This window comes from Streptomyces sp. NPDC001502 (genome assembly GCF_042894785.1).
In the GTDB taxonomy this organism is placed as follows: Bacteria; Actinomycetota; Actinomycetes; order Streptomycetales; family Streptomycetaceae; genus Streptomyces; species Streptomyces kutzneri.
The window spans coordinates 365,770-388,159 of record NZ_JBIAVW010000002.1; the positions used below are offsets into that span (position 1 = coordinate 365,770).

The 22,390-nt window shown below is 73.4% G+C and carries 20 protein-coding genes; 11 read left to right on the plus strand and 9 right to left on the minus strand.

Annotation, left to right across the window (positions count from 1 at the left end; genetic code table 11):
- Nucleotides 1-228: 228 nt before the first annotated feature.
- Both ACFY0D_RS04070 and ACFY0D_RS04075 read right to left on the minus strand, forming a co-directional pair.
- Nucleotides 229-1,116: a helix-turn-helix transcriptional regulator gene (locus tag ACFY0D_RS04070; RefSeq protein WP_390796831.1), complete on the minus strand. Its 888-nt coding sequence runs from the start codon at nt 1,114-1,116 to the stop codon at nt 229-231.
- 69 nt (nt 1,117-1,185) lie between these two features.
- The gene (locus ACFY0D_RS04075; protein WP_390796832.1) at nt 1,186-1,980 is read right to left on the minus strand and encodes an SDR family NAD(P)-dependent oxidoreductase; all 795 of its coding nucleotides are present in this window, start codon (nt 1,978-1,980) and stop codon (nt 1,186-1,188) included.
- Between the two features lie 197 nt (nt 1,981-2,177).
- Here ACFY0D_RS04075 and ACFY0D_RS04080 point away from each other — a divergent pair, with 197 nt between their 5' ends.
- Nucleotides 2,178-2,657, plus strand: coding sequence for a hypothetical protein (locus ACFY0D_RS04080; RefSeq protein ID WP_390796833.1), 480 nt, complete (start codon nt 2,178-2,180; stop codon nt 2,655-2,657).
- A gap of 4 nt (nt 2,658-2,661) precedes the next feature.
- Here the strand turns inward: ACFY0D_RS04080 and ACFY0D_RS04085 are convergent, their stop codons facing one another.
- The 4 genes from ACFY0D_RS04085 to ACFY0D_RS04100 all read right to left on the minus strand — a co-directional run bounded on the left by ACFY0D_RS04085 (nt 2,662) and on the right by ACFY0D_RS04100 (nt 5,196).
- The gene (locus ACFY0D_RS04085; protein WP_390796834.1) at nt 2,662-3,075 is read right to left on the minus strand and encodes a VOC family protein; all 414 of its coding nucleotides are present in this window, start codon (nt 3,073-3,075) and stop codon (nt 2,662-2,664) included.
- Nucleotides 3,072-3,641 carry a MepB family protein gene (locus ACFY0D_RS04090; RefSeq protein WP_390796835.1) on the minus strand — a complete coding sequence of 190 codons (570 nt, stop codon included), beginning with the start codon at nt 3,639-3,641 and terminating at the stop codon, nt 3,072-3,074. Before ACFY0D_RS04090 ends, ACFY0D_RS04085 begins: the two co-directional genes overlap by 4 nt.
- A gap of 70 nt (nt 3,642-3,711) precedes the next feature.
- Nucleotides 3,712-4,104: a molybdopterin-binding protein gene (locus tag ACFY0D_RS04095; protein ID WP_373042422.1), complete on the minus strand. Its 393-nt coding sequence runs from the start codon at nt 4,102-4,104 to the stop codon at nt 3,712-3,714.
- A gap of 99 nt (nt 4,105-4,203) precedes the next feature.
- A complete protein-coding gene (locus tag ACFY0D_RS04100) occupies nt 4,204-5,196 on the minus strand; it encodes a DUF4344 domain-containing metallopeptidase (protein WP_390796836.1) in 993 nt (330 codons plus the stop codon).
- A gap of 234 nt (nt 5,197-5,430) precedes the next feature.
- Between ACFY0D_RS04100 and ACFY0D_RS04105 the strand changes: the two genes are divergently transcribed.
- The 4 genes from ACFY0D_RS04105 to ACFY0D_RS04120 all read left to right on the plus strand — a co-directional run bounded on the left by ACFY0D_RS04105 (nt 5,431) and on the right by ACFY0D_RS04120 (nt 10,713).
- Nucleotides 5,431-6,336 (plus strand): oxygenase MpaB family protein, encoded by a 906-nt coding sequence (locus ACFY0D_RS04105; protein ID WP_390796837.1) that lies wholly within the window; start codon nt 5,431-5,433, stop codon nt 6,334-6,336.
- Between the two features lie 26 nt (nt 6,337-6,362).
- The gene (locus ACFY0D_RS04110; RefSeq protein WP_390796838.1) at nt 6,363-8,474 is read left to right on the plus strand and encodes a tetratricopeptide repeat protein; all 2,112 of its coding nucleotides are present in this window, start codon (nt 6,363-6,365) and stop codon (nt 8,472-8,474) included.
- Nucleotides 8,471-10,045, plus strand: coding sequence for a phytoene desaturase family protein (locus ACFY0D_RS04115; protein ID WP_390796839.1), 1,575 nt, complete (start codon nt 8,471-8,473; stop codon nt 10,043-10,045). Before ACFY0D_RS04110 ends, ACFY0D_RS04115 begins: the two co-directional genes overlap by 4 nt.
- A gap of 260 nt (nt 10,046-10,305) precedes the next feature.
- Nucleotides 10,306-10,713 carry a PPOX class F420-dependent oxidoreductase gene (locus ACFY0D_RS04120; RefSeq protein ID WP_390796840.1) on the plus strand — a complete coding sequence of 136 codons (408 nt, stop codon included), beginning with the start codon at nt 10,306-10,308 and terminating at the stop codon, nt 10,711-10,713.
- A 131-nt stretch (nt 10,714-10,844) separates the two neighbouring features.
- Here ACFY0D_RS04120 and ACFY0D_RS04125 read toward each other — a convergent pair whose 3' ends face one another.
- The gene (locus ACFY0D_RS04125) at nt 10,845-11,294 is read right to left on the minus strand and encodes a nitroreductase family deazaflavin-dependent oxidoreductase (protein ID WP_390796841.1); all 450 of its coding nucleotides are present in this window, start codon (nt 11,292-11,294) and stop codon (nt 10,845-10,847) included.
- Nucleotides 11,295-11,335: 41 nt separating this feature from the next.
- Nucleotides 11,336-12,544: an FAD-dependent monooxygenase gene (locus ACFY0D_RS04130; protein WP_390796842.1), complete on the minus strand. Its 1,209-nt coding sequence runs from the start codon at nt 12,542-12,544 to the stop codon at nt 11,336-11,338.
- 97 nt (nt 12,545-12,641) lie between these two features.
- Between ACFY0D_RS04130 and ACFY0D_RS04135 the strand changes: the two genes are divergently transcribed.
- From ACFY0D_RS04135 to ACFY0D_RS04150, 4 genes are all read left to right on the plus strand, one after another.
- Complete coding sequence (locus ACFY0D_RS04135; RefSeq protein ID WP_390796843.1) at nt 12,642-13,304, plus strand: TetR/AcrR family transcriptional regulator; 663 nt, start codon at nt 12,642-12,644, stop codon at nt 13,302-13,304.
- A gap of 554 nt (nt 13,305-13,858) precedes the next feature.
- Entirely contained in the window at nt 13,859-15,265 is a 1,407-nt protein-coding gene (locus ACFY0D_RS04140) for an alpha/beta hydrolase family protein (protein WP_390796844.1), read from the plus strand.
- Between the two features lie 347 nt (nt 15,266-15,612).
- On the plus strand, nt 15,613-16,164 hold the full coding sequence (locus ACFY0D_RS04145) for a hypothetical protein (protein WP_390796845.1): 552 nt from the start codon (nt 15,613-15,615) through the stop codon (nt 16,162-16,164).
- Nucleotides 16,154-16,528, plus strand: coding sequence for a VOC family protein (locus ACFY0D_RS04150; protein WP_390796846.1), 375 nt, complete (start codon nt 16,154-16,156; stop codon nt 16,526-16,528). The genes ACFY0D_RS04145 and ACFY0D_RS04150 overlap by 11 nt, the downstream gene beginning before the upstream one ends.
- A gap of 208 nt (nt 16,529-16,736) precedes the next feature.
- Here ACFY0D_RS04150 and ACFY0D_RS04155 read toward each other — a convergent pair whose 3' ends face one another.
- Complete coding sequence (locus ACFY0D_RS04155; RefSeq protein ID WP_390796847.1) at nt 16,737-18,665, minus strand: serine hydrolase; 1,929 nt, start codon at nt 18,663-18,665, stop codon at nt 16,737-16,739.
- Nucleotides 18,666-19,031: 366 nt separating this feature from the next.
- Between ACFY0D_RS04155 and ACFY0D_RS04160 the strand changes: the two genes are divergently transcribed.
- Both ACFY0D_RS04160 and ACFY0D_RS04165 read left to right on the plus strand, forming a co-directional pair.
- Complete coding sequence (locus tag ACFY0D_RS04160) at nt 19,032-20,147, plus strand: nitronate monooxygenase (RefSeq protein ID WP_390796848.1); 1,116 nt, start codon at nt 19,032-19,034, stop codon at nt 20,145-20,147.
- 5 nt (nt 20,148-20,152) lie between these two features.
- Nucleotides 20,153-21,736: an acyl-CoA synthetase gene (locus tag ACFY0D_RS04165; RefSeq protein ID WP_390796849.1), complete on the plus strand. Its 1,584-nt coding sequence runs from the start codon at nt 20,153-20,155 to the stop codon at nt 21,734-21,736.
- Nucleotides 21,737-22,390: the final 654 nt, after the last annotated feature.

The following is a 22,390-nucleotide window of genomic DNA, read 5'->3' on the forward strand; positions in this document are numbered from 1 at the left end:
AGCGTGACCCTCCGGGCACGGCCAAGCGGCACCACACTCCGGATGAGGCCGTGAACTGGCGGGTCGGGCGCGGCGCATGGCTTGCGGCAGCCGGATCCGCGCCGCCACGGAAGGCACTGCCCACCCGATCGTCGTCGTCCGGCCGGGAGTCCCGGCACTGGACGTACGCGGGCTGTCGGCCTGTTCGGCGAAGGGGTTGTCCGTCGATGTGCCGGACTGCCCGGAAGGTCAGCGCGCGCGGTCGTCGGCCGGCATCGGGGAGGGAGCCTGGGCCTCAGTGGCCCAGGCCAGTAGCATCCGCAGGGCGTCGTGCGAGGGGCTGCCCGGCTCGGCGGCATATGTGATCAAGGCCTGATCGGGGTCGTCCGTTGCGCGCAGGGTCTCGTAGGCCAGTTCCAGATCGCCTACCACGGGATGGTGGAATCGCTTGGTTCCCGAGGTCTTGTCCTGTACGGGGTGTTCAGCCCACCAGCGGCGGAAGTCCGCGCTCTTCATGGACAGTTCGCCGATCAGGCTCGCCAACTGGGGGTCCTCGGGGTGCCGTCCCGCGTCCAGGTGGAGGTAGGCCACATTCCCGCGGGCGCAGGAGGGCCAGTCCGCATACAGTTCCCGGGACGTCTCGTCGAGGAAGGTGATCCGGGCGATGTTGCGCTCCGCTCGGTCCAGGGCCGCGTAGTCGCCGAAGAGGGCGACCGCTGCCGCATTCCCGGCCAGCACGTCCATGCGCCGGCCCATCACCATCGCCGGTATGTCCACCAGATCGTCCAGCAACCTCTGAAGCATGGGGCGCACGCGTTGCGGCTGGGCCTGGCGCCGGGGAACGTTCCGGGCGGAGGACTGCGGTCGGGCGAGGCGGTGCAGGTGGCGTGTGGCATCGCCGTCCAGCCGAAGTGCGCGGGCGAGGGCGTCGAGTACCGCGCCGGAGGGGTTCGGCACGCGGCCCTGTTCCATCCGTGTGTAGTAGTCGACGCTCACCCCGGCGAGCTGTGCGATCTCCTCGCGGCGCAGGCCCGCGACCCGGCGCCGGCCTCCGAAGTCCGGCAGGGCGACGTCTTCAGGGTGCAGGAGGGCGCGGCGGGTTCGGAGGAATTCGCCCATGTTGATCGCTGTGCTCATACGGCGATTGTGCCCGGTCGTGACGGGTGGCTGCCTGGCCCTGTCGGGGCCAGGCAGCCACGCCTGCCGTCAGGAGGCGGGGATCGCGTTCACCAGGCCACCGTCGACGGCGATGTCCTGGGCGGTGATGTACGACGACCGGGGGGAGAGGAGGAAGGCGACGGTCTCGGCGATGTCCTGGGCCTGGCCGAGCCGCCGCAGCGGCACCTGGGAGCGGATGGCATCGTGCGAGGCAGGGTCCGGGTTGGCGGCATCGAACATCTCGGTGACGATGTAGCCCGGGCTGACCGAGTTGACCCGGATGCCCCGCTCGGCGAGATCACTGCCCAGCGTGCGGGCCAGATTGTGGACGGCGGCCTTGGTGGCCGCGTACACGGGTGCGACGGCCAGGCCCCGGTGCAGTGTCCACGAGGCGTTGATCACGATGGAGCCGCCACCCGCCGCGTCGAGCAGCGGCAGAACCTTCTGGACCGTGAAGAACACCCCCTTGAAGTTGACGTCGACGGTGAGATCGAAGTCCTGCTCGGTGACCTCGCCACTGCGCTGGAACACTCCGACCCCGGCATTGGCGAACACCCCGTCCAGACGTCCGTGGCGTTCACGGATCAGGGCGGCCAAGCGGTCGAGGTCGGCAAGGCTGGCGGAGTCGGCCCGGACCGTGAGCAGCCGGGCGCCCTGGTCGGAGACCTTGTCCAGTTGTTCGGCTGCGCGGTCGAGGCGGGCATCGTCGCGGCCGGTGATGACGATATGGGCGCCGGCTTCCAGGAGCAGACGCGCGGTGGCCAGGCCCATTCCGCTGGTTCCGCCGGTGATCAGGACGACACGGTTGCGGAAGCCGGTCACATCACTGTTGTTGTCGGTCATGGTCACAGCCTCGCCACCAGCCTCCGGGCCAACCAGGCCCAGATCAACCTGGGTCTCCCAGGCCCCCTTTGTGCAGGCGTTCGGCTTCGAGTGCGGTCCGGCCCGCCTCCCCAACCTGCTGAGCGGTTACGGAGTTGTTGCAGGAATTGTGGGGTCCGGCACAGTGCTCGCCCGTGCTGCGATGGTGGGGTCGGGTGGTGGCGTACCTCTTGTTGGTTCTCGTTCCGGCAGGTCTGATCCTTCCGTTGGTCTTCGCGGGCCGGGCCTTTGGTGTGCTGGCCCGGGCCGGGGGTTCGCGGCGTGCCGACAGCGCGGCCTGGCTGCGGATCGCCGGCTTCGTCCAGGCGGCGATTGCGGTGGGCGTCTACGCCTGGGGCCTGCTGCACGTCACCGGCGCGGTCGTGTCGGCCGAGGACGGTGGGACGAACTCGTCCCCCCTTCCGCCCTGCCGTACCCCGGGTTGGGAGTACCGGGCGGAAGGGATCACCGGCTACCGGGTGGAGTACGTGCCTCTGCGGTTCGTGTGCGAGACCGACGACGTCGGCGACTACACCACCTCCGTCCCCGGCTACGTCAACCCGGTCTTCTTCTTCCTGGGCCTCGGCGCCGCCGTCTGCTTCACCGTCGTAGCCCTTGATTCCGACAGCAGCCGCGAGCAGACCGGCACCGGAACGTAGCGGATCAGCCGGCGGCGGTGATCGCGACGAGTTCGACCTCGAAGCCGTCGGCGTTCTCCAGGTAGGCGGCGTAGTGCTGTGGGCCGCCGGCGTGCGGATGCCGGTCCGGGAACATCAGGCGCCAGCCGTGGCGGACCGACTCCTCGGCGAGGCGCTCGACCGCGGCCTCGTCCTCCACATGGAAGGCCAGGTGGTTCAGTCCCGGCCGGCAGCGGTCGTGCCGGTCGGAGGTGAGGGCCGGGGACCGTTCGACGACCAGGTACGTCGGCCCGAGCCGCCAGCTGCGGCCGTCGGCCCACTGCTGATAGGGCGTGTGACCCAGGGCCTCCAGGAGCCAGCCGAGCGAGGCGATCGCACGGTCGAGGTCCGGCACCCACAGTTCGACGTGATGCAGCGTTCCGCTGACCGGCCGGCTCACGTGTAGAGCTCCCGGGCGCGGGTCAGGTCGACGGGTCCGTCCTCGGGCGGGGACAGTGGCAGGAAGTGGTCCAGCTGCCACTCCTGTGCGCGGCCGGCCTGGCGGTTGGTGGTGGTCACCCAGGGCGGGTAGACGCGGAAGGCACGCTTCCCGCCGGAGCCGTCCGTCGATACGACGCCGTGCCGGCGCAGTGCCTCCAGAGGGAGGACGAACTGGCCGAAGTGGTGACCGTCACGGGTGCTGATGACGAAGAGGTCCACCGGGTCCGCGGCGTCGAACGGCTGGATGGGACCGGCCGGGGAGCGCTTCCAGACGGTGACGAACTGGCCGACCTTCGTGGGCGTGGTCTTCGCCGCGCGGAACCGGACGGCGCGGCCGTCCAGGGTGAAGGTGTGGGCGGCGTAGTCGGCGCCCTCGGCCTCCGGGACCGGCAGCGAGCAGATGAATCCGCAGGGGTCGTAGACGAGCGCCTTCGCCGCGACGAGGTCCGCGTGGGCCGTGGCCGCTGCGGTGTCCGACCACGGCTGGGGGAGGGGAGTGGATGGGTGTTCGCGGCGCGTCGTCATGCCTTCACCCTGCCACGGCCCGGACCGGACCGGGCCGGCGGCCCGAGGGCCGATGGCCGCCGCACCGCGGTCAGTCGAGGTCGATGTGGACGCTGGTCGACTTCACTCGGGCGACGGCCTGCACACCGACCGCGAGTCCGAGCTCCTCGACCGCCTCGCGGGTCAGCAGGGAGACCACGCGGTGCGGGCCGGCCTGGATCTCGACCTGGGCGGCCACCTCGCCGAGCGTCACCGCCGTCACGATCCCGGGCAGCGCGTTGCGCGCCGAGGTGGCGGACTCGCCGTCGCCCTCGGCCGCCTCCTGGGCGAGCGCCACGCAGAAGGCGGCCAGATGCACGCCCTCGATCATCCGCTTGTTGCCGTCCCGCAGGGTCGGGAAGCGGCCCGCGTCCGCCCAGCGGCGGGCGGTGTCGGTGCTGACGCGGAGGAGTTGGGCGGCCTCGCCGATCGTGTAGAGCTGCACCCCGCAACTCTATGCCGCCCGTACCCCGGCCCGCGCCCGGCCGCTTCCTTCCGATCTTCCGGGCACAGGGGGGCCGGGCCTGTGCCGGGCGGGCTGGGCTCACTGGCCGGTGCGGATCTCGTCGATCCGCTTCGCCAGTGCCTCCGTCTCCGCGATCAGCCGCGCGTGCGCCTTCTTCTGCTCCCCGTCACCCTCGGCCCTGAACGCCCCGCTGAAGTGGGGCTGGAGCTGGGTCCACCAGCCGTAGTCCAGCATCGCCCACGCCTGCGGACACAGAGGGGCGCGGGTCCTCGGGAGATAGCCGCTGTCGACCAGGGACCGCTGGTATTTCTTCGGGTCGCTGCCCTCCAGGTAGCACAGGAAATTGAAGGCCCGCTGCTGCGTGACGGGATGGTCGCTCGACATGCCCTCCAGGGTCGGCGTGCCTTCCTTGCGGGCGATCTCGTCGAAGAGGATCGCGGCGGCCAGCGACGGGCCCGGCCCGACCTCGTTGACGGTGTAGAAGGACGCGAAGCCGTCGGCCGCGTCCTCCTCAAGGCCGAGGTTGGCCAGGAGGAACTGGCGTTGCAGGGCGTGGCCCATCTCGTGGCCGAAGACGAACTCGGTGGACAGCACGGTCAGGTCGTCGGTGTTGTACTCGGACGCGGGGAACGGGGCGGGCCGTTCGACGCTCTTCACGACCTCGGCGAGGGCCTTCTCGATCTCGGTCAGGAACGACGGCGGGATGAAGATCGTCCTGCCGTCGGGCTGGGTGACGGCGTCGGTGACGCCGGGCGGCACGTCCGCGGTGACCTTCACGACCATGTCGTGCGGGAGGGTGAGCGCTCTGTTCACCCAGTCGGCCGTCCGCTCCAGCACACGGGATTTCCGGATCAGTGCCACGGCCTCCCGGTCCGCCGGTGCGACCCTTCGGTCCTCGTAGACGACGGTGACCCTGCCGGAGCGCACCGCCTGGGGCCGAGGCCCTGCTCCGGGGCCCTGCCCGGCGTCGCGGGCCGTGCCGCCGCACCCGGTCACGACGACCCCGGCGAGGACCAGCACGCCTGACAGGACGACGCGCGCCCTCTTCGAGCAACCGGCGGTGTTCGGCATCCTTGGTCGGCTCCCGTCATGTTGTTCCCGCCCCGATCCTCCGGCCGTCCGGAGGCGGATGCCCGTCGAGCAGCCCGTTCGGGGCACCGGCGGCCGATGAGCCGGGGCGCGCAGCGGACCCCGTACGGCGCCGGCCGCGGGTTGTCGCACGGGTTCGTCCTCCTGGCGGCCGCCGACGGCCGCCCCGGATCGGTAGGCTGGAGCCGCCGGGCGTCTGCGACGGGGAGGTACGGGATGGGGACCACCGCGACCGGACCGCGCCCCGGCGCCGACCCGGGGCTGTACGGCCCGTCGTCCGTCACCTGGCAGTGCCACGGCGACCCGATGATGTGGATCGCCGGGCTCCGCGCCCTCTACCTCCAGGCCCTCCACCCGCGCGCCGTCCGCGGGGTCATGGAGAACTCCGACTTCCGGTCGGATGCCTGGGGACGGCTGCTGCGCACCGCCGACTTCGTCGGCACCGTCACCTACGGCACCACCGAGGCCGCCGAGCGCGCCGGCCTCCGCGTGCGCACGATCCACCGCAAACTCTCCGCCACCGATCCGGACACCGGCGAACGCTTCCCCGTCGACGACCCCGAGCTGCTGCTGTGGATCCACTGCGCGCAGATCGACAGCTTCCTGCACGTACTGCGCCGCTCCGGCGTCCCCCTCACCGCCGCCCAGGCCGACCGCTACGTCGACGAGAACCGCGTGGGCGCCCGGCTCGTCGGGCTCGACCCGGCCGGGGTCCCCGCCGATACCGCCGGGCTCGCCGCGTACTTCGACCGGATCCGCCCCGCCCTCGCCGCCGGCCCCGACGCCCTCGCCGTGGACGACTTCCTGCGCGGCCCGCCCGTCCCTGCCCTCCTCGTACGTGGCCGAAACCTGCTGTGGCCGCCCCTCGCCGGCCTGGCGTACGGTTCCCTCCCGGGCTGGGCGCACCAGCTGTACGGGCGACCTGCACCGGCCCCGCGCAGCGTCACCCGGCGCATGCGCCTCACCGGACACGCACTGCGCAGCATTCCCGCAGGTCTACGCTGGCAGCTGCCTCCAGGTCACATCTTGAAAGCGATGCGTCGCATGGGCCCCGGGAGTCGCCCCTCGCCGTACACACTGCGTACATCAGCGGCCATACTGGACCGGCCGGGGAGGGCGTAGCACGAAAACGGGGGCGGCTTTAAGACATGGCGGAGTCCAGACTGATCCAGGGCCGTTACCGGTCGCTCGATCTGATCGGGCGCGGCGGCATGGGCGAGGTGTGGCGCGCCCGGGACGAATCGCTGGGCCGGCAGGTCGCGGTGAAGTGCCTCAAGCCGATCGGCGCCGAGCAGGACGCCCACTTCACCCAGGTGCTCCGCGAGCGGTTCCGGCGCGAGGCGCGCGTGGCCGCGTCCCTCCAGCACCGCGGGGTCACCGTCGTCCACGACTTCGGCGACGACAGCGCCGCGGGCGGCCCGCTCTACCTCGTCATGGAACTCCTCGAAGGCCGCAACCTCAGCCAGCTCCTGGAGGACAACGACGCGCGCCCGCTGCCCGTCGACGTGGTCGTCGACATCGCCGAGCAGATGGCCGCCGCCCTCGGCTACACGCATGACCAGGGCGTCGTCCACCGCGACCTGAAGCCCGCCAACATCATGCGGCTCACCGACGGCACCGTGAAGATCTGCGACTTCGGTATCGCCCGCCTCGCCCACGACATCGGCTTCACCGCCAAGCTCACCGGCGGCGGCATGGCCATGGGCACCCCGCACTACATGTCGCCCGAGCAGATCGCGGGCGGCGAGGTCGACCACCGCAGCGACCTCTACTCCTTCGGCTGCGTCCTGTACGAGATCGCCACCGGCGCACCGCCCTTCGACCTCGGCGACTCCTGGTCGGTGCTGGTCGGCCACCGCGACAACGCGCCCGTACCGCTGCGCGAGCACCGCCCCGAGCTGCCCGGATACTTCGACGAGGTGGTCCTGGACCTGCTCGCCAAGCGCCCCGAGGACCGGCCGGGAGACGCCCGCCACGTGCACCGCCGGCTCGTCGAGGCACGGCTGGGACCGGGCGGGCTGCCCGGTGCCCAGGCCCCGCTCCCGCCCTGGGCGCGCGACATGACCGCCGGCCGCAAGGCCGGGATCGACGCCCGGCCGGCGAGCGGCGAATGGGCCGTGCTCACCGGAGCCTGGACGGCCGCCCGCCCCGCGGGCGGGCCGCCGGTGCCGCGCCCGCGCGGCGCATACCCCCCGGTCCACCCCGGCACCACCACCATCGTCCGCCCCGCGCCCGCCGAGGACCCGCGGCTCACCGCCGCGTACGGATTCCCGCGCCCCGCCGGCCCGCGGGGCAGCGGTCCCGACGCGCTCGCCGCCGGTCACGCGCGCGCGTACGCCCTCAGCCGTGCGGGCCGGCCCGACGAGGCGCTCGCCGGGTACGCGGCCGTGGCCGAGGGGCGCACGCGGGTACTCGGCGCGGACCACGCCGACACCCTCGCGGCGCGCCAGGAGACCGCCTACGAGCTGGGCCGGCTCGGGCGGCACCAGGAGGCGCACGACGTCTACCACGCGGTGCTCGTCGCCCGCGAGCGGACCACGGGCCCGCTCCACCCCGACACCTTGCGCTGCCGGCACAACCTGGCCTGCGCGCTGGGTGCGCTGGGCCGGTACGCCGACGCCCACGCCACCGCCGCCGAGGTCGCCGCCGACCGGGCGGCCGTCCTGGGCGCCGAGCACGCGGACACCTTGCTGACCCGCTACGAGGCGGCGTACGCGCTCGGCCGCCTGGAGCGTTGGACGGAGGCCCTGGTCGCCTTCCACGAGGTCGCCGTCGTACGGGAGCGGGTGCTCGGCCGCGACCACCCCGACACCCTGGCCGCCCGCTACGAGGTCGGCATCGCGCTCGGCCGCACCGGCGACAGCCAACAGGCCCTCGACCTGTTCCGGGGCCTGGTCCGCGACCGCACCCGCGCCTACGGGGTCACCGACCCGGAGACGCTGCGCGCCCGGCACGTCCTCGGGGTCAACCTGGGCCGCCTGGAGCGCTGGGCGGAAGCGGTGGCGGAGGCGCGCCAGGTGGGCGCCCTGCGCGCCGAGGTGCTGGGGCCCGAGCACCCGGACACCCTGGTCAGCCGCCGGGAACTGGCCGGAGGACTGGGCCGGCTGGGCCGCTGGGACGAGGCGCTGCCCATCTACCGGGACCTCTCCGGCATCCGCGAACGGGCCCTCGGCGACGACCATCCCGACACGGTCCTGGCCCACGCCGACGAGGCACACTGTCTGGAGCGGCTCGGCCAGGTGTGCTACCAAGAGCCATGACGACCTTCGGGCGGGACGTGTACGACGACGTGATCGTGGGCGGTGGGCACAACGGCCTGGTGGCCGCCGCGTACCTGGCCCGGGCCGGCCGCTCGGTGCTGGTCCTGGAGCGGCTGGGGAACACGGGCGGGGCGGCGATCTCCAGCCGTCCCTTCGTGGGCGTCGACGCCAGACTCTCGCGCTACTCGTACCTCGTCTCCCTGCTCCCGTCGAAGATCGTGCGCGACCTGGACCTGCGGTTCGCGGTACGCCGCCGCACGATCTCCTCGTACACGCCCACGGAGCGGGGCGGGCGGCCCGGCGGACTGCTCGTCGGCGGCGGAGAGCAGCGCACCCGGGAGTCCTTCGCGCGGCTGACCGGCTCGGAGCGGGAGTACGAGAGCTGGCGCGCCTTCTACGGGACCACCGGGCGGGTCGCCGAGAAGGTGTTCCCGACCCTGACCGAGCCCCTGCCCACACGGGCGGAGCTGCGGGCCCGGATCGACGACGAGGACGCCTGGCGGATGCTCTTCGAGGAGCCCCTCGGGCAGGCCGTGGAGCGGAACTTCGCCGACGACCTGGTTCGCGGGGTGGTCCTCACGGACGGGCTGATCGGCACCTTCGCGGACGCGCACGACCCCTCCCTCGCGCAGAACCGCTGCTTCCTCTACCACGTCATCGGCGGCGGGACCGGCGACTGGGACGTGCCCGTAGGCGGCATGGGCGCGCTGACGGACGCCCTCGCGGCGGCGGCCCGGGCGGCCGGTGCCGAGATCGCGACCGGCCACGAGGTGCTGCGGATCGACACGGACGGGGTCGCCCCGGCCGAGGTGGTGTTCCGCACGGCGACCGGGGAGGGCCGCGTCGTCGGCCGCACGGTCCTGGTGAACGCCTCGCCGCGGGCCCTGGCCGAACTCCTCGGCGAGACCCCGCCAGAGGGCGCGGCCGCGGCCGCGGCACCCGAGGGCGCCCAGCTCAAGGTCAACATGCTGCTGCGCCGACTGCCCCGGCTCCGGGACACCTCGGTGGACCCGAACGAGGCCTTCGGCGGCACCTTCCACATCGCCGAGGGCTATGCCGAGCTCGCCCGGGCCTACGCGGAGGCCGCCTCCGGCGAACTGCCCTCCGTACCGCCCTCGGAGATCTACTGCCACTCGTTGACCGACCCGACGATCCTCGGCCCGGAGCTGGTGGAGCAGGGCTACCAGACCCTCACCCTCTTCGGCCTGCACGCCCCGGCCCGGCTTTTCGTACACGACAACCAGCAGGCCCGCGAGGTCCTGCTGACGGCCACCCTCGCGCAGCTCGACGCACACCTGGCCGAACCGCTGACCGACTGCCTCGCCTTCGACGCGGACGGCCGCCCGTGCATCGAGGCGAAGACCCCGCTGGACCTGGAGCGCGAACTGCGGCTCCCCGGCGGTCACATCTTCCACCGGGACCTGTCCTGGCCCTACGCCGACCCGGGCGGCCGGTGGGGTGTGGAGACCGCCCACCGCAACGTCCTGCTGTGCGGGGCGGGAGCGGTCCGCGGCGGCGGCGTCAGCGGGGTCCCCGGGCACAACGCGGCGATGGCGGTACTCGGGCACTAGATGGCGGTACTCGGGCAGTAGAGGACATCCGGACTCGGCCGGACGGGTGGATCGTGCAGACCCCGTCCGCCCGCCGGGCCGGGCGCGCCGGCCCGGCCACGAACCGGAATCGGGGGTGTCCGGCGCCGCGGCGCGCGGTGCGGCGCGGGGGCGGGAGAACTTGCCCGGGACGGCAGCGGTTTTGCAGGCTGTCCGTTGCCGGTCCCCTCCGAGGCCAGTCGGCCCGGGGACGGCAGTCAGCCGAGGGAAGGAACCGCCCCGTGTCCGCCGCGCTCTCCGACGACCTGAAGAAACTCATCGACGACAACCCGGTCTTCGCGACCGTGGCCACGATCCAGCCGGACGGCAGCCCGCAGCTGTCGATCACCTGGCTCACCCGGGACGGAGACGACCTGCTCGTCTCCACGACGGTCGGCCGCCGCAAGGAGAAGAACCTGCGCGCGGACCCCCGGATCACGGTCATGATCAACCCGGCGGACGCGCCCTACACCTACGCCGAGGTCCGCGGCTCCGCCGCACTGACCACGGAGGGCGGCCAAGAGCTGATCAACGCGCTGTCGCGCAAGTACACGGGCAAGGAGTACGCGGACTTCAACCCGGCCTCGAAGGACGACGCCGAGCGTGTGGTCGTCCGCGTCACCCCGCGCAAGGTCGTCGGCTCGATCTGACGTACTCCGGACGGGCCGGCGGGAGGAGGACCCCGTCGGCCCGTCCGGCGGTGTGCGCACCGGCCCGACGGCGTGCGGCCCGGCCGCGGTCCGGCCACGTCCCGGGCCGCCGCCGTGGTCGTCCGCTGTGGTCATCCGGCGGGTTCGATGACGACGATCGGGATCTCGCGGTCCGTCTTGGTCTGGTACTCGTCGTACGCGGGCCAGTGCCCGACCATCACCGGCCAGTACGCGGCCCGTTCCTCGGGGGTGGCGGTACGGGCCGTGCCCTGCATGATCTTCGGGCCGACCTGGATGCGGACCGTGGGGTGTTCGGAGAGGTTCCGGTACCAGAGCGGGTGCGCGGGCTCGCCGCCCTTGGACGCGACGACCAGGTAGGCGCCTTCGACCTCGCCGTAGATGAGCGGGGTCCGCACGGGCTTGCCGGACACCCGGCCCAGGGTGGTCAGCAGCAGGGTCTGGGTGCCGTTCCAGTACTGGCCCTCGGAGCCGCCCGAGCCCACGTACTGCTTGACGTGGTCCAGCTGCCAGGTCCCCTCCCTGGGGTCGGTCGGGTTGTCCCAGTCGATGTCGGTCGTCATGTGACTCCGCCTGCCTTCGCTATCGAAACAGTCAGCGAACCTCACCAACGAGCGGCAACGCCCGCGGGCACGGTGTCCATTCCGTCCGGGAGCGCGAATCCGTCGAACAGCGCAGTCATCGCCCGGTTCGTGGCCCGGGCGGGGGTGGCGCGGACGGCGAGGTCGCGGACGGCCACGGCGAGGGGGTGGGTGAGGGCGGCGACCCGGCCCGCCCGGCGGGCGCGGACGCGGATGGCGTCGGTGCGCGCGCAGCGGGCCGCGCTGTAGGCGGCGAGGGCGGCCGGGACGCCCTCGGTGCCGGTGCCCGCCAGCAGATGGCCGAGGACCGCGGCGTCCTCGACGGCCTGGCAGCCGCCCTGGCCCAGGTTGGGCGTCATGGCGTGGGCGGCGTCGCCGAGCCAGGCCAGGCGCCCCTGGTGGAAGCGGGGGAGCGGGGCGGCCAGGTCGTAGAGGTCGTGCTGGAGCACGGCCGCAGGGTCGATCCGCCGCAGCAGGGCCGGGATCGGGTCGTGCCAGGTGCCGTAGCGGCGCAGGAGTTCGGCGCGGACGTCGGCGGGACGGTGGCCGGCGGGGACGACGGCGGTGGCGTAGAGGTAGATCCGGCCGTCGGCGAGCGGGACCACACCGAAGCGCTCGCCGCGGCCCCAGGTCTCGGCGGTCACCGTCCCGGCGGGGCTCGCGGCGGTGGGCAGGACCGTGCGCCAGGCGGTCTCCCCGCTGTGGTGGAGGCCGGGGTGGTCCGGGAAGTACTGGCGGCGCAGCGGGCTGTGGATGCCGTCGGCCGCGATGACGAGGTCGGCGCCGTCGAGATCGCCGGCGTCGGTACGGACCACAGGGGAGCCGTCGGCGTCGTCCACCGAGGTGACGGCGACGCCGTAGCGGATCGCCGTGGCGGGGAGGGCGTCGGCAAGGGCGTCGGCCAGCGCCGAGCGGTGCAGGGCGAGCGGCGGGCCGCCGAAGCGGGCGGCCAGCGCGGCGGTGTCGGCGCGGCTGAGCCAGCGGCCGTCCGGGCGGCGCAGGCCCATCGCGGCGGGGGCGGCGCGGCCCGCAGCGCGGGTGACGTCGAAGCCGATGGTGTCGAAGGCGCGCAGGGCGTTGGGGGCGAGCACGATCCCGGCGCCGACCGCGGTCGGCCCGGCCGCCCGCTCGCACACGGTGACCCGCCAGCCGTGGCGGTGCAGGGCCACGGCCGCGGCGAGCCCGCCGATCCCCGCGCCTGCCACGACCGCGTGACGCTGAACTGCCGACATGACGAGTCCCCCGCTTCCTCTTCCTCGTACTCCTCCGGCCGGATCCTCTACATATGTAGAGTCCGATGCGGTCACTCTACAGTTGTAGAGTGGGGCGATGCCCGCCCCTCGCAAGAGCCCGCCCGCGGCGGACCGCAGAACGCTGATCGCCGACACCGCGATCGACCTCGTCGCCGCCGCCGGGCTCCGGGGCCTGACCCACCGCGCGGTCGACGGTGCGGCGGAGCTGCCGGCCGGGAGCACCTCGTACTACTTCCGTACGAGGACGGCGCTGATCGGGGCCTGCTACCAGCGGCTGGCCGAGCTGGACCTGGGCGATGTCGGTGACCTCGGTGCCCTCGGTGACCTCGGCGGCGCCGGGGGCGCTCTCGTGTCCGAGGGGCCGCCCGCGCCCTCGACGGCGGACCGGGAGACGGCCGCGGCCGCGCTGGCCGGGCTGCTGCACCGCTGGCTGACGGTGGGCCGCGCGCGCCAGCTGGCCCGCTTCGAGCTCAGCCTCGAAGCGGCCCGCAATCCCGAACTGGAGGCGGACTTTCACCGGGCGGGTCAAGGGGCCCGGGCCCGCGCCTCGGGCATCCTCGCCGCCCTCGGCGCGCAGCGGCCCGAGGAGGCCGCCGAACTGCTGGTCGCCTGGACGGACGGGCTCCTCTACGACCGGCTGGCCGGCGCCCTCGCCCGCTCCCGCCCGGCCCCGGACCTCGCCGAACTGACCTCTGTCACCCGGCGGATGCTCGACGCGGTCCTCGCCCACCCGGCCTGACCCGAAGGGCGCCGGGGATCCTTCGGGCCGTCGCGCCGCCGTACGAAGCCGTGGTGGGCACCTGCGCAGTGGGGGAGGGGCAGGTGCCCACGGGGGCGGCCGCGGGCCGCTCGCCGGTTCGGCCGCCGCTTTTCAGCGTAGGACGTTCCGGGCAGACAGGGGATGGCGAGCCCGGTGCCGGGGTCAGGCCGGGCCGGGTCCGGACCCGGGTCCGGGTCCGGGTCCGGGAACCTCCCGGGGTGGTTGACCGTTCATCTTTACGTGGGTGCGGTGAAGGGGCTGATGTCCCCGCCCCTCCCGATACGCCCCGGCCGGCCTCCCCCCGGCCTGCCGGGGCCCGCCCCGATCGGCCTTCCCCCCGGCCGGTCGGGGCCCACGTCCCCCGGCCGGCGCAAGGCGGGCGGCGTCCGGACGTCCGCGCCGACAGGCCGGGACGCAAGCCCGCGACCTGCGGGTTCGCGGACCGGTCGGGGGACGGCGCCGGGCGTCCGGCGCTCTCCGCGCCGGACGGGACGGGAGGTCGCCGCGCCGCGGCGGGGCTACGTTCCGATGGCATGAACCGCATATCCGGTGATCAGCACTCCGGCCCCACCCGTCGTGCCCTGCTCACCGCCGGGGCGGGTGCCGCCCTCGTGGCGGGCTGCACCCGCGGCGGCGCCCCCGGCGCTCCGGCGGCAGCGACCAGCAGCGGCTCCGCCCCACCCACCGCGGCAGCGGGCGGCCTCACCCCGGGCGCGATGACCCTGTTCAAGGACCCGGCGTACAACTTCAACGGACTCCTCGCACTCGGTGCCTCGGGCGCCGGCGCCGCCGAGGTCGGCGAGGTCCTCACGGCGGTGAACGCGATCAACGGCGCCGGTCTGACCGCCCAGACGTACGTACAGACCTTCCGCGCACTCGGCGACCAGCTCCTGGAGGCACCCCCGGGTGCCCCGGCCGACGCGCAGACCAAGCGGTTCCGCGCTCTGCGCGCCGCTCAGTACTACGGTCAGGCGCTGTTCTTCGTCCTCGGCTCGGACGACCCCGGGAGCGAGGAACAGCTGTACAAGGCGGGGCGCGGGGCCTGGGACACCTTCTGCGGCCTGTGCGAGCCCGTCCCGGTGAAAGCGAACGTGCCCTACGGGGCCACGCCGCTGCCGGTGTGGTTCTTCCGCCCCGACACCTCCGGAACCCCGCGCCCGACGGTGATCCTGACCAACGGCAGCGACGGCCAGAACGTGGACATGTGGACCTACGGGGTCCCCGCCGCGCTGGACCGGGGCTGGAACGCGCTCGTCTACGACGGGCCGGGCCAGGGGCAGCTGCTCTTCGTGGACCAGGTGGTCTTCACGCCCACCTGGGAGAAGGTCGTCACGCCCCTCGTCGACTGGCTGTCGGCCCGCGCGGACGTCGATCCGGACAAGATCGCCCTGACGGGTCTGAGCATGGCTGGGGACCTCGCCCCGAGGGCGGCGGCGTTCGAGACCCGCATCGCCGCGCTGGTGGCCATGCCGGGCTGCGTGGAGCCGTGGCTGGGGTTCCCGCCCGAGATCCGGAAGATCCTCACCCCCGACAAGCAGGAGACGAACGACATCTGGAACAAGGAGGTCGTCCCCGAACTGCCTCAGGACGCCGCCGACGTGATGAAGAAGCGCTTCGAGCCGTTCTCCATCCCCGCCATGCTCGAAGCCCGTCAGGGAAAGCTGTTCACCGACTTCTACACCCCCGCCACCCGGATCCAGGCGTTGACCATCACCGATGTCGTCGGCCGGATCAAGGCACCCACCCTGGTGCTGGACTACGAGGGCGAGCAGTTCTACCCCGGCCAGCCACGCCGCATGTACGACGCGCTCACCTCGCCCAAGGACTACCTGAAACTGACGGCGGCCCAGGGCGCACAGCTGCACTGTTCCCCCATGGCCCCGCAACTGCACTGCGAGGTCGTCTTCGACTGGCTCCAGAAGACGCTCCTGGACCGCTGACGGAGGGCCCCGCGGTCTCACCCACGGGAGACCGCGACGGCGTTGCGTCGTTCTCGAACAGCGGGAAGCGCGGATCGACGACGTGGAAATGGGCGTCGAAGAAGGGCTGTCGGGGCACCGGTCTGCTCCTGTCGGTCGCGTCGGTCGCGTCGGCCGGTCGGGTCGGTCTCGTCTCTCGCGTCGGACCGGTACTCCACCCGCGGAGAGCGGGAGCGGCCGTCGTGGATCGCGCACCGCGGTCCGGGCGGGCCGGAAATCCGTGGCCGGGGCCGTCCCGGCTCTGCATGATGGGGACGTCGCCGCCCGGCGGCCTCGATGCCGATCCCTCGATGCGGAGCAGCGGTGCCATGGCGACCATCGCGGTGACGGGCCATGCGAACCTCACCGGGGCGAGCCTTCCCCTGGTCGCCGGCGCGCTGGTCCCGCTGCTCGCCCGCTTCCCGGCCGCGGAGCTCACCGGAATGTCCTGCCTGGCCGCCGGTGCGGACACGGTCTTCGCGGATGCCGTTGTCGCGCTGGGCGGGCGGCTGGTGGCCGTTCTCCCCTCGGCCGACTACCGTGCGCGCATGCCGGAGGGGCCGCACGCCGTCGCGTTCGACCGCCTCCTGCGGGCAGCCGCCGAGGTGAAGGTCATGCCGTACCGGAGGGCGGGTGCGCCCGCCTACGCCGCCGCCAACCGACTGCTGCTCGGCCGGGCCGAGCTCCTGGTCGCGGTCTGGGACGGAGGGCCGGGCGGCAGGCAGGGCGGGACGGCCGACGCCGTGGCGACGGCCCGCGCGCAAGGGATGCCGGTGGAGGTCGTCTGGCCGGCCGGCGCCGCCCGGCAGCCCCTGATCAGGCCGGAGTCGAAGGGGCGCCCGGCTGCGGGACGGCCCTTAGGATTCGATCGTGATCGCTGAACTGCAATGCGTGGTCCTGGACTGTCCCGACCCGCGGTCGCTCGCCGAGTTCTACCGGTCCCTGCTGGGCGGGAACGTCAACCAGCCGGACCGGCGCTGGTCACTCGACGAGAGCTGGGCGACGCTCCACACCCCGTCCGGTCCGGTCCTCGCCTTCCAGCAGGCCCTGGACCACGTGCCGCCGCGCTGGCCCGACCCCACCCGGCCGCAGCAGTTCCACCTGGACCTCGGCGTCCCGGACCTGGACCGGGCGCAGGAGGAAGTGCTGGCGGCCGGCGGCACGCTGCTCGACGGCTCGGACGGGCGCGGCTGGCGCGTCTACGCGGACCCTGCGGGACATCCCTTCTGTCTCGTCCGGCACTAGGGGGGTGTCTGGCCGGTCAGGCCGGGCTCGCGGTGGCCGGTGCCTCGCCGCGTTGTCCTCGGTCGGCGACGCTCCGCGTCGCCTCCCTCGTCCGCCTTGCGATGCTTCCCCTCGGCCCTGGCGGGCCTGGGAGACCCCATGGCACCGGCCGCCGCTCCCTGATCCGGCCTGATCGGCCAGACACCCCCTTGGGGGTGTCTGGCCGAGGTCAGTCGGCCGACCGGGTCCAGCCGATGGCCTCGATGCGGTCGGCGTCGGCGGGGCGGTCCTCCGCGAAGAGCAGGCGGCCCGGTTCCGCCACGCGGACCACGTCCACGTAGGCCCCGCGTCCTGCGTAGCGGCCGGTCGCGGTGTGGCGGAAGCGCAGTCGTACCTCGCGTCCCGCCCAGGCGGCCGTGAGAGGGGCTTCGAGGCGGTGCCAGACGCGGCCCGACCAGCCGCTCACGGAACCCCGCGGCCACTGCTCGGGGGCGCCGCCGGTGGACCGCAGCGTGCTGAAGGGCAGCGCCTCCCAGTGCTCCCCGTCGGCGGAGGCCTCCAGATACAGGGCACCCTCGCCGGGCACGGTGTCCCACCACACGGCGCAGCGCAGTCGGGCGGCGGCCGTGGCCGGGCCGAGCGGCGGCAGCGTGAGGGTGCCCGAGGCGCCCGCCTGGATGCCGGAGAACCAGGCCGCGCCGCCGTGCCGGGTGCGGACCGGGACGGCGCGGGCGAAGCGGTTGCCGACCGCGACCCGTGGTGCGCTGCCGGCCCGCCAGGTCCGCACGGGGTGGACGGAGTTGCCGAGCAGGATCAGGAACGAGTCGGTGGAGGGGTCGAGGACCAGGGAGGTGCCGGTGAAGCCGGTGTGCCCGGCGGAGTGCGGGGTGGCCATGGCGCCCATGTACCAGTGCTGGTAGAGCTCGAAGCCGAGACCGTGGTCGTCGCCGGGGAAGGCCGTGTTGTAGTCGGTGAAGAGCAGCTCGACGGAGGCGGGGCGCAGGATACGCCTGCCCGCGTAGACCCCGCCGTCGAGGAGGGCACGGGCGAGGAGGGCCAGATCCCAGGCGGTGCCGAAGACCCCTGCGTGGCCCGCGACGCCGCCGAGCGCGTAGGCGTTCTCGTCGTGGACCTCGCCCCACACCAGCCCGCGGTCCAGGCCGGACCAGGGCGGGCGCTGCACCTCGGTGGCGGCGGTGACCCGGCGCCAGGAGAGCGGTGGGTTGTAACGAGTGCGGTGCATCCCGAGCGGAGCGGTGATCTCGTCGCGGAGCAGGACATCCAGAGTGCGACCGGTGATCCGTTCCAGGAGCAGTTGCAGCGCGATGAGGTTGAGGTCGGAATACCGGTAGACGGTCCCGGGGGTCTCCTGCGGCCGCACCGACCACAGCAGCCTCAGCCTCCCCTCCCGCGTGGACTCCTGGTAGAAGGGCGCCCAGGAGCGCAACCCCGAGGTGTGCGTGAGCAGCTGACGGACCGTGACGACCTCCTTGCCGCCGCCGGTGAACTCCGGCAGGTACCGGCACACCGGAGCCTCCAGCTCCAGTCGCCCGCGCTCCATCTGCTGCACCGCCAGGACGGAGGTGAACAGCTTGGTCAGCGAGGCCAGGTCGAAGACGGTGTCCTCGGCCATCGCGATCCGTTCGGCCGCCGGGAACTCCCGGACCCGGTCCGTCCGTCCGTCGTAGTCCGCGTACCGCACCGCGTACCCCATGGCGCGGTGCAGGGCGATGGTGCGGCCCCGGCCGGCGAGGACCACAGCCCCCGCGTAGTAGGGGTGTTCGGGGGAGGGGCCCAGGAAGCGCCGGGCCTCGTCCGCCACCCCCTCCAGGTGCTTCTCCAGCAACCCGGCCTGGCGGGCGGATCCGTACCGCAGCCGCAGGCCCTGGAGCGCGCGCCGTTCGGCCGGGCCGCCCGGACCGCCCGGGCCGCCCGCGGCGCCTGCGGAGCCCGGGAGTGCGGCGTGCAGGACGAGCACCCCGCCGAGCGCGAGCAGCCGCGCCCCCAGCCGCCGCCGGTTCAGCCCTCCACCGGCTGCGCCGGGCCGGCCGCTTGTCTTCCCGGGCCCGCCGCCGGTCTTCCCGGGCCCGCCCGTTGCGGCCTGTGCGGGCCGCGCTTCTTCCGCCGCCGCGCCGAAAGCCCCCGTGCGTACTGTCATGTCCGCCCTCCTGTCCGCCGTCCACCTGCGGCGTCGTCTCCCAGGGCTCCGCCCCGGACCCCGCGACTCAAACTCCCCCGGCTACCGCTGGGAGGTGCCCCTGGCGGGCTGGGTTGGCCCCGGCCTGCGGTGCCGTCTCCCGGCGCTCCGCCCCGGGCACCGCCCGGGGTCCGGAACCGCCGAGCGCGCCGGAGGCGGACCCCGGGCCGGAGCCCGTATCCGCCGAGCGCGCCGCAGGCGATCCGCACGGTAGTGGGTATCTGCCCACGCACCGGGCACCCTCCGCACCGACCGGCCCGTAAAGAATCTGACACTGCATCAGAAAACCTCTTCCCTCGACCGCCGGGCTGCGGCATCCTGCCGCCCATGGAGACGGAGCTGAGCAAGAAACTGGGAGTCGAGCACGCCATCTTCGGCTTCACGCCCTTCCCGGCGGTCGCCGCGGCCATCACCCGCGCGGGTGGTTTCGGGGTACTCGGCGCGGTCCGCTACACGGCCCCCGACGACCTGAAACGCGACCTCGACTGGATGCAGACGCATACTGACGGCAAGCCCTACGGCCTCGACGTCGTCATGCCCGCCAAGAAGGCAGTCGACGGCATAGGCGAGGCCGACATCGAGGCGATGATCCCGGCCGCGCACCGCGCCTTCGTCCGCGACACCCTCGCCAAGCACCACGTGCCCGAGCTCGCCGAAGGCGAGGCCTCCGGCTGGCGGATCACCGGCTGGATGGAGCAGGTCGCCCGGAGCCAGCTCGACGTCGCCTTCGACTACCCCATCAAACTCCTGGCGAACGCCCTCGGTTCCCCGCCCGCCGACGTCATCGCGCGCGCCCACGACCACGGCGTCCTCGTCGCCGCCCTCGCCGGCAGCGCCAAGCACGCCCGCCGCCACGCCGAAGCCGGCATCGACATCGTCGTCGCCCAGGGCTACGAGGCCGGCGGCCACACCGGCGACATCGCCACCATGGTCCTGGTCCCCGAGGTCGTCGAGGCCGTCGCCCCCCTCCCGGTCCTCGCCGCCGGCGGCATCGGCAGCGGCGAGCAGATCGCCGCCGGCCTCGCCCTCGGCGCCCAGGGCGCCTGGCTCGGCTCGCTCTGGCTCACCACCACCGAGGCCGACCTCCACTCGCGCGCCCTCACCGGGAAACTGCTCGCCGCCGGCTCCGGCGACACCGTCCGCTCCCGCGCCCTCACCGGCAAGCCCGCCCGCCAACTGCGCACCGAGTGGACCGACGCCTGGGACGACCCGGCGGGCCCCGGTGCGCTCCCCATGCCGCTCCAGGGCCTGCTCGTCGCCGAAGCCGTCTCCCGGATCCAGAAGTACGAGATCCAGCCACTGCTCGGCACCCCCGTCGGCCAGATCGTCGGCCGGATGACCGAGGAACGCAGCGTCCAGGCCGTCTTCGACGACCTCACCAGCGGGTTCGAGCGGGCGATCGACCGCATCAACCGCATCGCCGGCCGAGTCCGAGAGGCGTGAGTGCCATGACCGCGACGACGTCCACCACCCCCACCGCCGACCGGCAGCCGCCCAACGGCTTCTGGGCCCAGGCCGCCGCCGACCCCGGGCGCGCCGTCCTGGTGACCCCCGAGGGCGAGGAATGGAGCGCCGGCCGGCTGCACGCCGACGTCAACCGCCTCGTCCACGGCCTGCGCGCCGCCGGCCTGGAGAAGGGCGACGTCTTCGCCGTCGTCCTCCCCAACGGCGTCGAGTTCCTCACCGCCTACCTGGCCGCCTCCCAGGCGGGCTTCTACCTCGTCCCCGTCAACCACCACCTCGTCGGCCCCGAGATCGCCTGGATCGTCTCCGACTCCGGAGCCAAGGTCCTCATCACCCACGAGCGCTTCGCCGAGGCCGCCACCGCCGCCGCCGACGAGGCCGGCCTGCCCGCGAGCCACCGCTACGTCGTCGGAGCGGTCGCGGGCTTCCGGCCGTACGCGCAGCTCCTCGACGGGCAGCCCGCGACCGCCCCCGAGGGCCGCACGCTGGGCTGGGTCATGAACTACACCTCCGGGACCACCGGCCGCCCGCGCGGCATCCGCCGCCCGCTGCCCGGCAAGCTCCCGGAGGAGACGTATCTGGGCGGCTTCCTCGGCATCTTCGGCATCCGGCCCTTCGACGGCAACGTCCACCTGGTCTGCTCGCCGCTCTACCACACCGCCGTCCTCCAATTCGCGGGCGCCGCCCTGCACATCGGGCACCCGCTGGTCCTGATGGACAAGTGGACGCCACAGGAGATGCTCCGCCTGATCGACGTCCACGCCTGCACGCACACCCACATGGTGCCGACCCAGTTCCACCGGCTCCTCGCCCTCCCGCAGGAGACGAAGGACGCGTACGACGTCTCCTCGATGCGGCACGCCATCCACGGCGCCGCGCCCTGCCCCGACCACGTCAAACGGGCGATGATCGACTGGTGGGGCCGCTGCGTGGAGGAGTACTACGCGGCCAGCGAGGGCGGCGGCGCCTTCGCGACCGCCGAGGACTGGCTGAAGAAGCCGGGAACCGTCGGCAAGGCCTGGCCGATCAGCGAACTCGCCATCTTCGACGACGACGGCAACCGGCTGCCCGCCGGGGAACTGGGCACCGTCTACCTCAAGATGAACACCGGCGGCTTCAGCTACCACAAGGACGAGGGCAAGACGAGGAAGAACCGGATCGGCGACTTCTTCACCGTCGGAGATCTGGGGCTGATGGACGAGGAGGGCTACCTCTTCCTCCGCGACCGCAAGATCGACATGATCATCTCGGGCGGGGTCAACATCTACCCGGCCGAGATCGAATCCGCCCTGCTCACCCACCCGGCCGTCGCGGACGCCGCCGCCTTCGGCATCCCGCATGCCGACTGGGGCGAGCAGGTCAAGGCGGTCGTCGAACCGGCCGAGGGCTTCGTCGCGGGCGACGCCCTGGCCGCGGAGATCCTGCACCACTGCGAGCGGCAGCTCGCCGGCTACAAGCGCCCCAAGACGGTCGACTTCATCGAGACGATGCCCCGCGACCCGAACGGCAAGCTCTACAAGCGGCGGCTGCGCGACCCGTACTGGGAGGGGCACGCCCGGCCGCTGTGACGCCGGCCGCCGGGCCTCACCACCGGGTGAAGTCGTACACCGCCGCGCAGTACGGGTCCTCGGTCCCGGAGAGGTGCCGGGCGAGCCCGTGGCGTACGAGGGAGGGCAGGGCCGCCGGCGTCGGTGACCCCCCTCGGCCGCGCCCGTCGTCCTCCCGCGGCGCAAGGTCTCGGCGCGGACTTCGGCGACGGGGATGCCCGGCCCGTCCTCGCAGTTCGCGGCGGTCCGGTCCGGTCCGGCCCGGTGGACGCCGGTCGTCGCAGTGCCCCGAGGAGATCGTTCCACGGGGCGTTGCCGTCGTGCCGGCCGAACAGGGGCAGGCCGTACCCGACCGAGGTGTCCGGGTCGCGGCCGTCCCACACCCCGCACGGGCCGTCCGGCGCCGCCGTCCTCGGCGCCCGGAGGCGGCGAGACCGGGCGCAGCAGCCCCCGCAGCACCACACGGTGCAGGCCGGTCGGCTCTTCCTCGTTCCAGGGTGACGCCGAGTCCGCCGATGCCATGGCTCCATGGCTCCATGTCACATGGTCCGGCGCCGCGCCGCTCCGGCCTCGCACCCCGCGCCCGCCACGCCGCGCGATGCCGTGAGAAGAGCCACGTCAAGGCCCTGGAGGCGCGCCTTGCGCCGCACTGGCGGGACACTTCTGGCAACTTGG

Coding starts and splice junctions, on each gene's coding strand:
- ACFY0D_RS04070 (WP_390796831.1), bottom strand. CDS start 1,116: ATGAGCACAGCGATCAACATGGGCGAATTCCTCCGAACCCGCCGCGCC.
- ACFY0D_RS04075 (WP_390796832.1), bottom strand. CDS start 1,980: ATGACCGACAACAACAGTGATGTGACCGGCTTCCGCAACCGTGTCGTC.
- ACFY0D_RS04090 (WP_390796835.1), bottom strand. CDS start 3,641: ATGACGACGCGCCGCGAACACCCATCCACTCCCCTCCCCCAGCCGTGG.
- ACFY0D_RS04100 (WP_390796836.1), bottom strand. CDS start 5,196: ATGCCGAACACCGCCGGTTGCTCGAAGAGGGCGCGCGTCGTCCTGTCA.
- ACFY0D_RS04105 (WP_390796837.1), top strand. CDS start 5,431: ATGGGGACCACCGCGACCGGACCGCGCCCCGGCGCCGACCCGGGGCTG.
- ACFY0D_RS04110 (WP_390796838.1), top strand. CDS start 6,363: ATGGCGGAGTCCAGACTGATCCAGGGCCGTTACCGGTCGCTCGATCTG.
- ACFY0D_RS04115 (WP_390796839.1), top strand. CDS start 8,471: ATGACGACCTTCGGGCGGGACGTGTACGACGACGTGATCGTGGGCGGT.
- ACFY0D_RS04125 (WP_390796841.1), bottom strand. CDS start 11,294: ATGACGACCGACATCGACTGGGACAACCCGACCGACCCCAGGGAGGGG.
- ACFY0D_RS04130 (WP_390796842.1), bottom strand. CDS start 12,544: ATGTCGGCAGTTCAGCGTCACGCGGTCGTGGCAGGCGCGGGGATCGGC.
- ACFY0D_RS04135 (WP_390796843.1), top strand. CDS start 12,642: ATGCCCGCCCCTCGCAAGAGCCCGCCCGCGGCGGACCGCAGAACGCTG.
- ACFY0D_RS04140 (WP_390796844.1), top strand. CDS start 13,859: ATGAACCGCATATCCGGTGATCAGCACTCCGGCCCCACCCGTCGTGCC.
- ACFY0D_RS04145 (WP_390796845.1), top strand. CDS start 15,613: ATGGCGACCATCGCGGTGACGGGCCATGCGAACCTCACCGGGGCGAGC.
- ACFY0D_RS04155 (WP_390796847.1), bottom strand. CDS start 18,665: ATGACAGTACGCACGGGGGCTTTCGGCGCGGCGGCGGAAGAAGCGCGG.
- ACFY0D_RS04160 (WP_390796848.1), top strand. CDS start 19,032: ATGGAGACGGAGCTGAGCAAGAAACTGGGAGTCGAGCACGCCATCTTC.
- ACFY0D_RS04165 (WP_390796849.1), top strand. CDS start 20,153: ATGACCGCGACGACGTCCACCACCCCCACCGCCGACCGGCAGCCGCCC.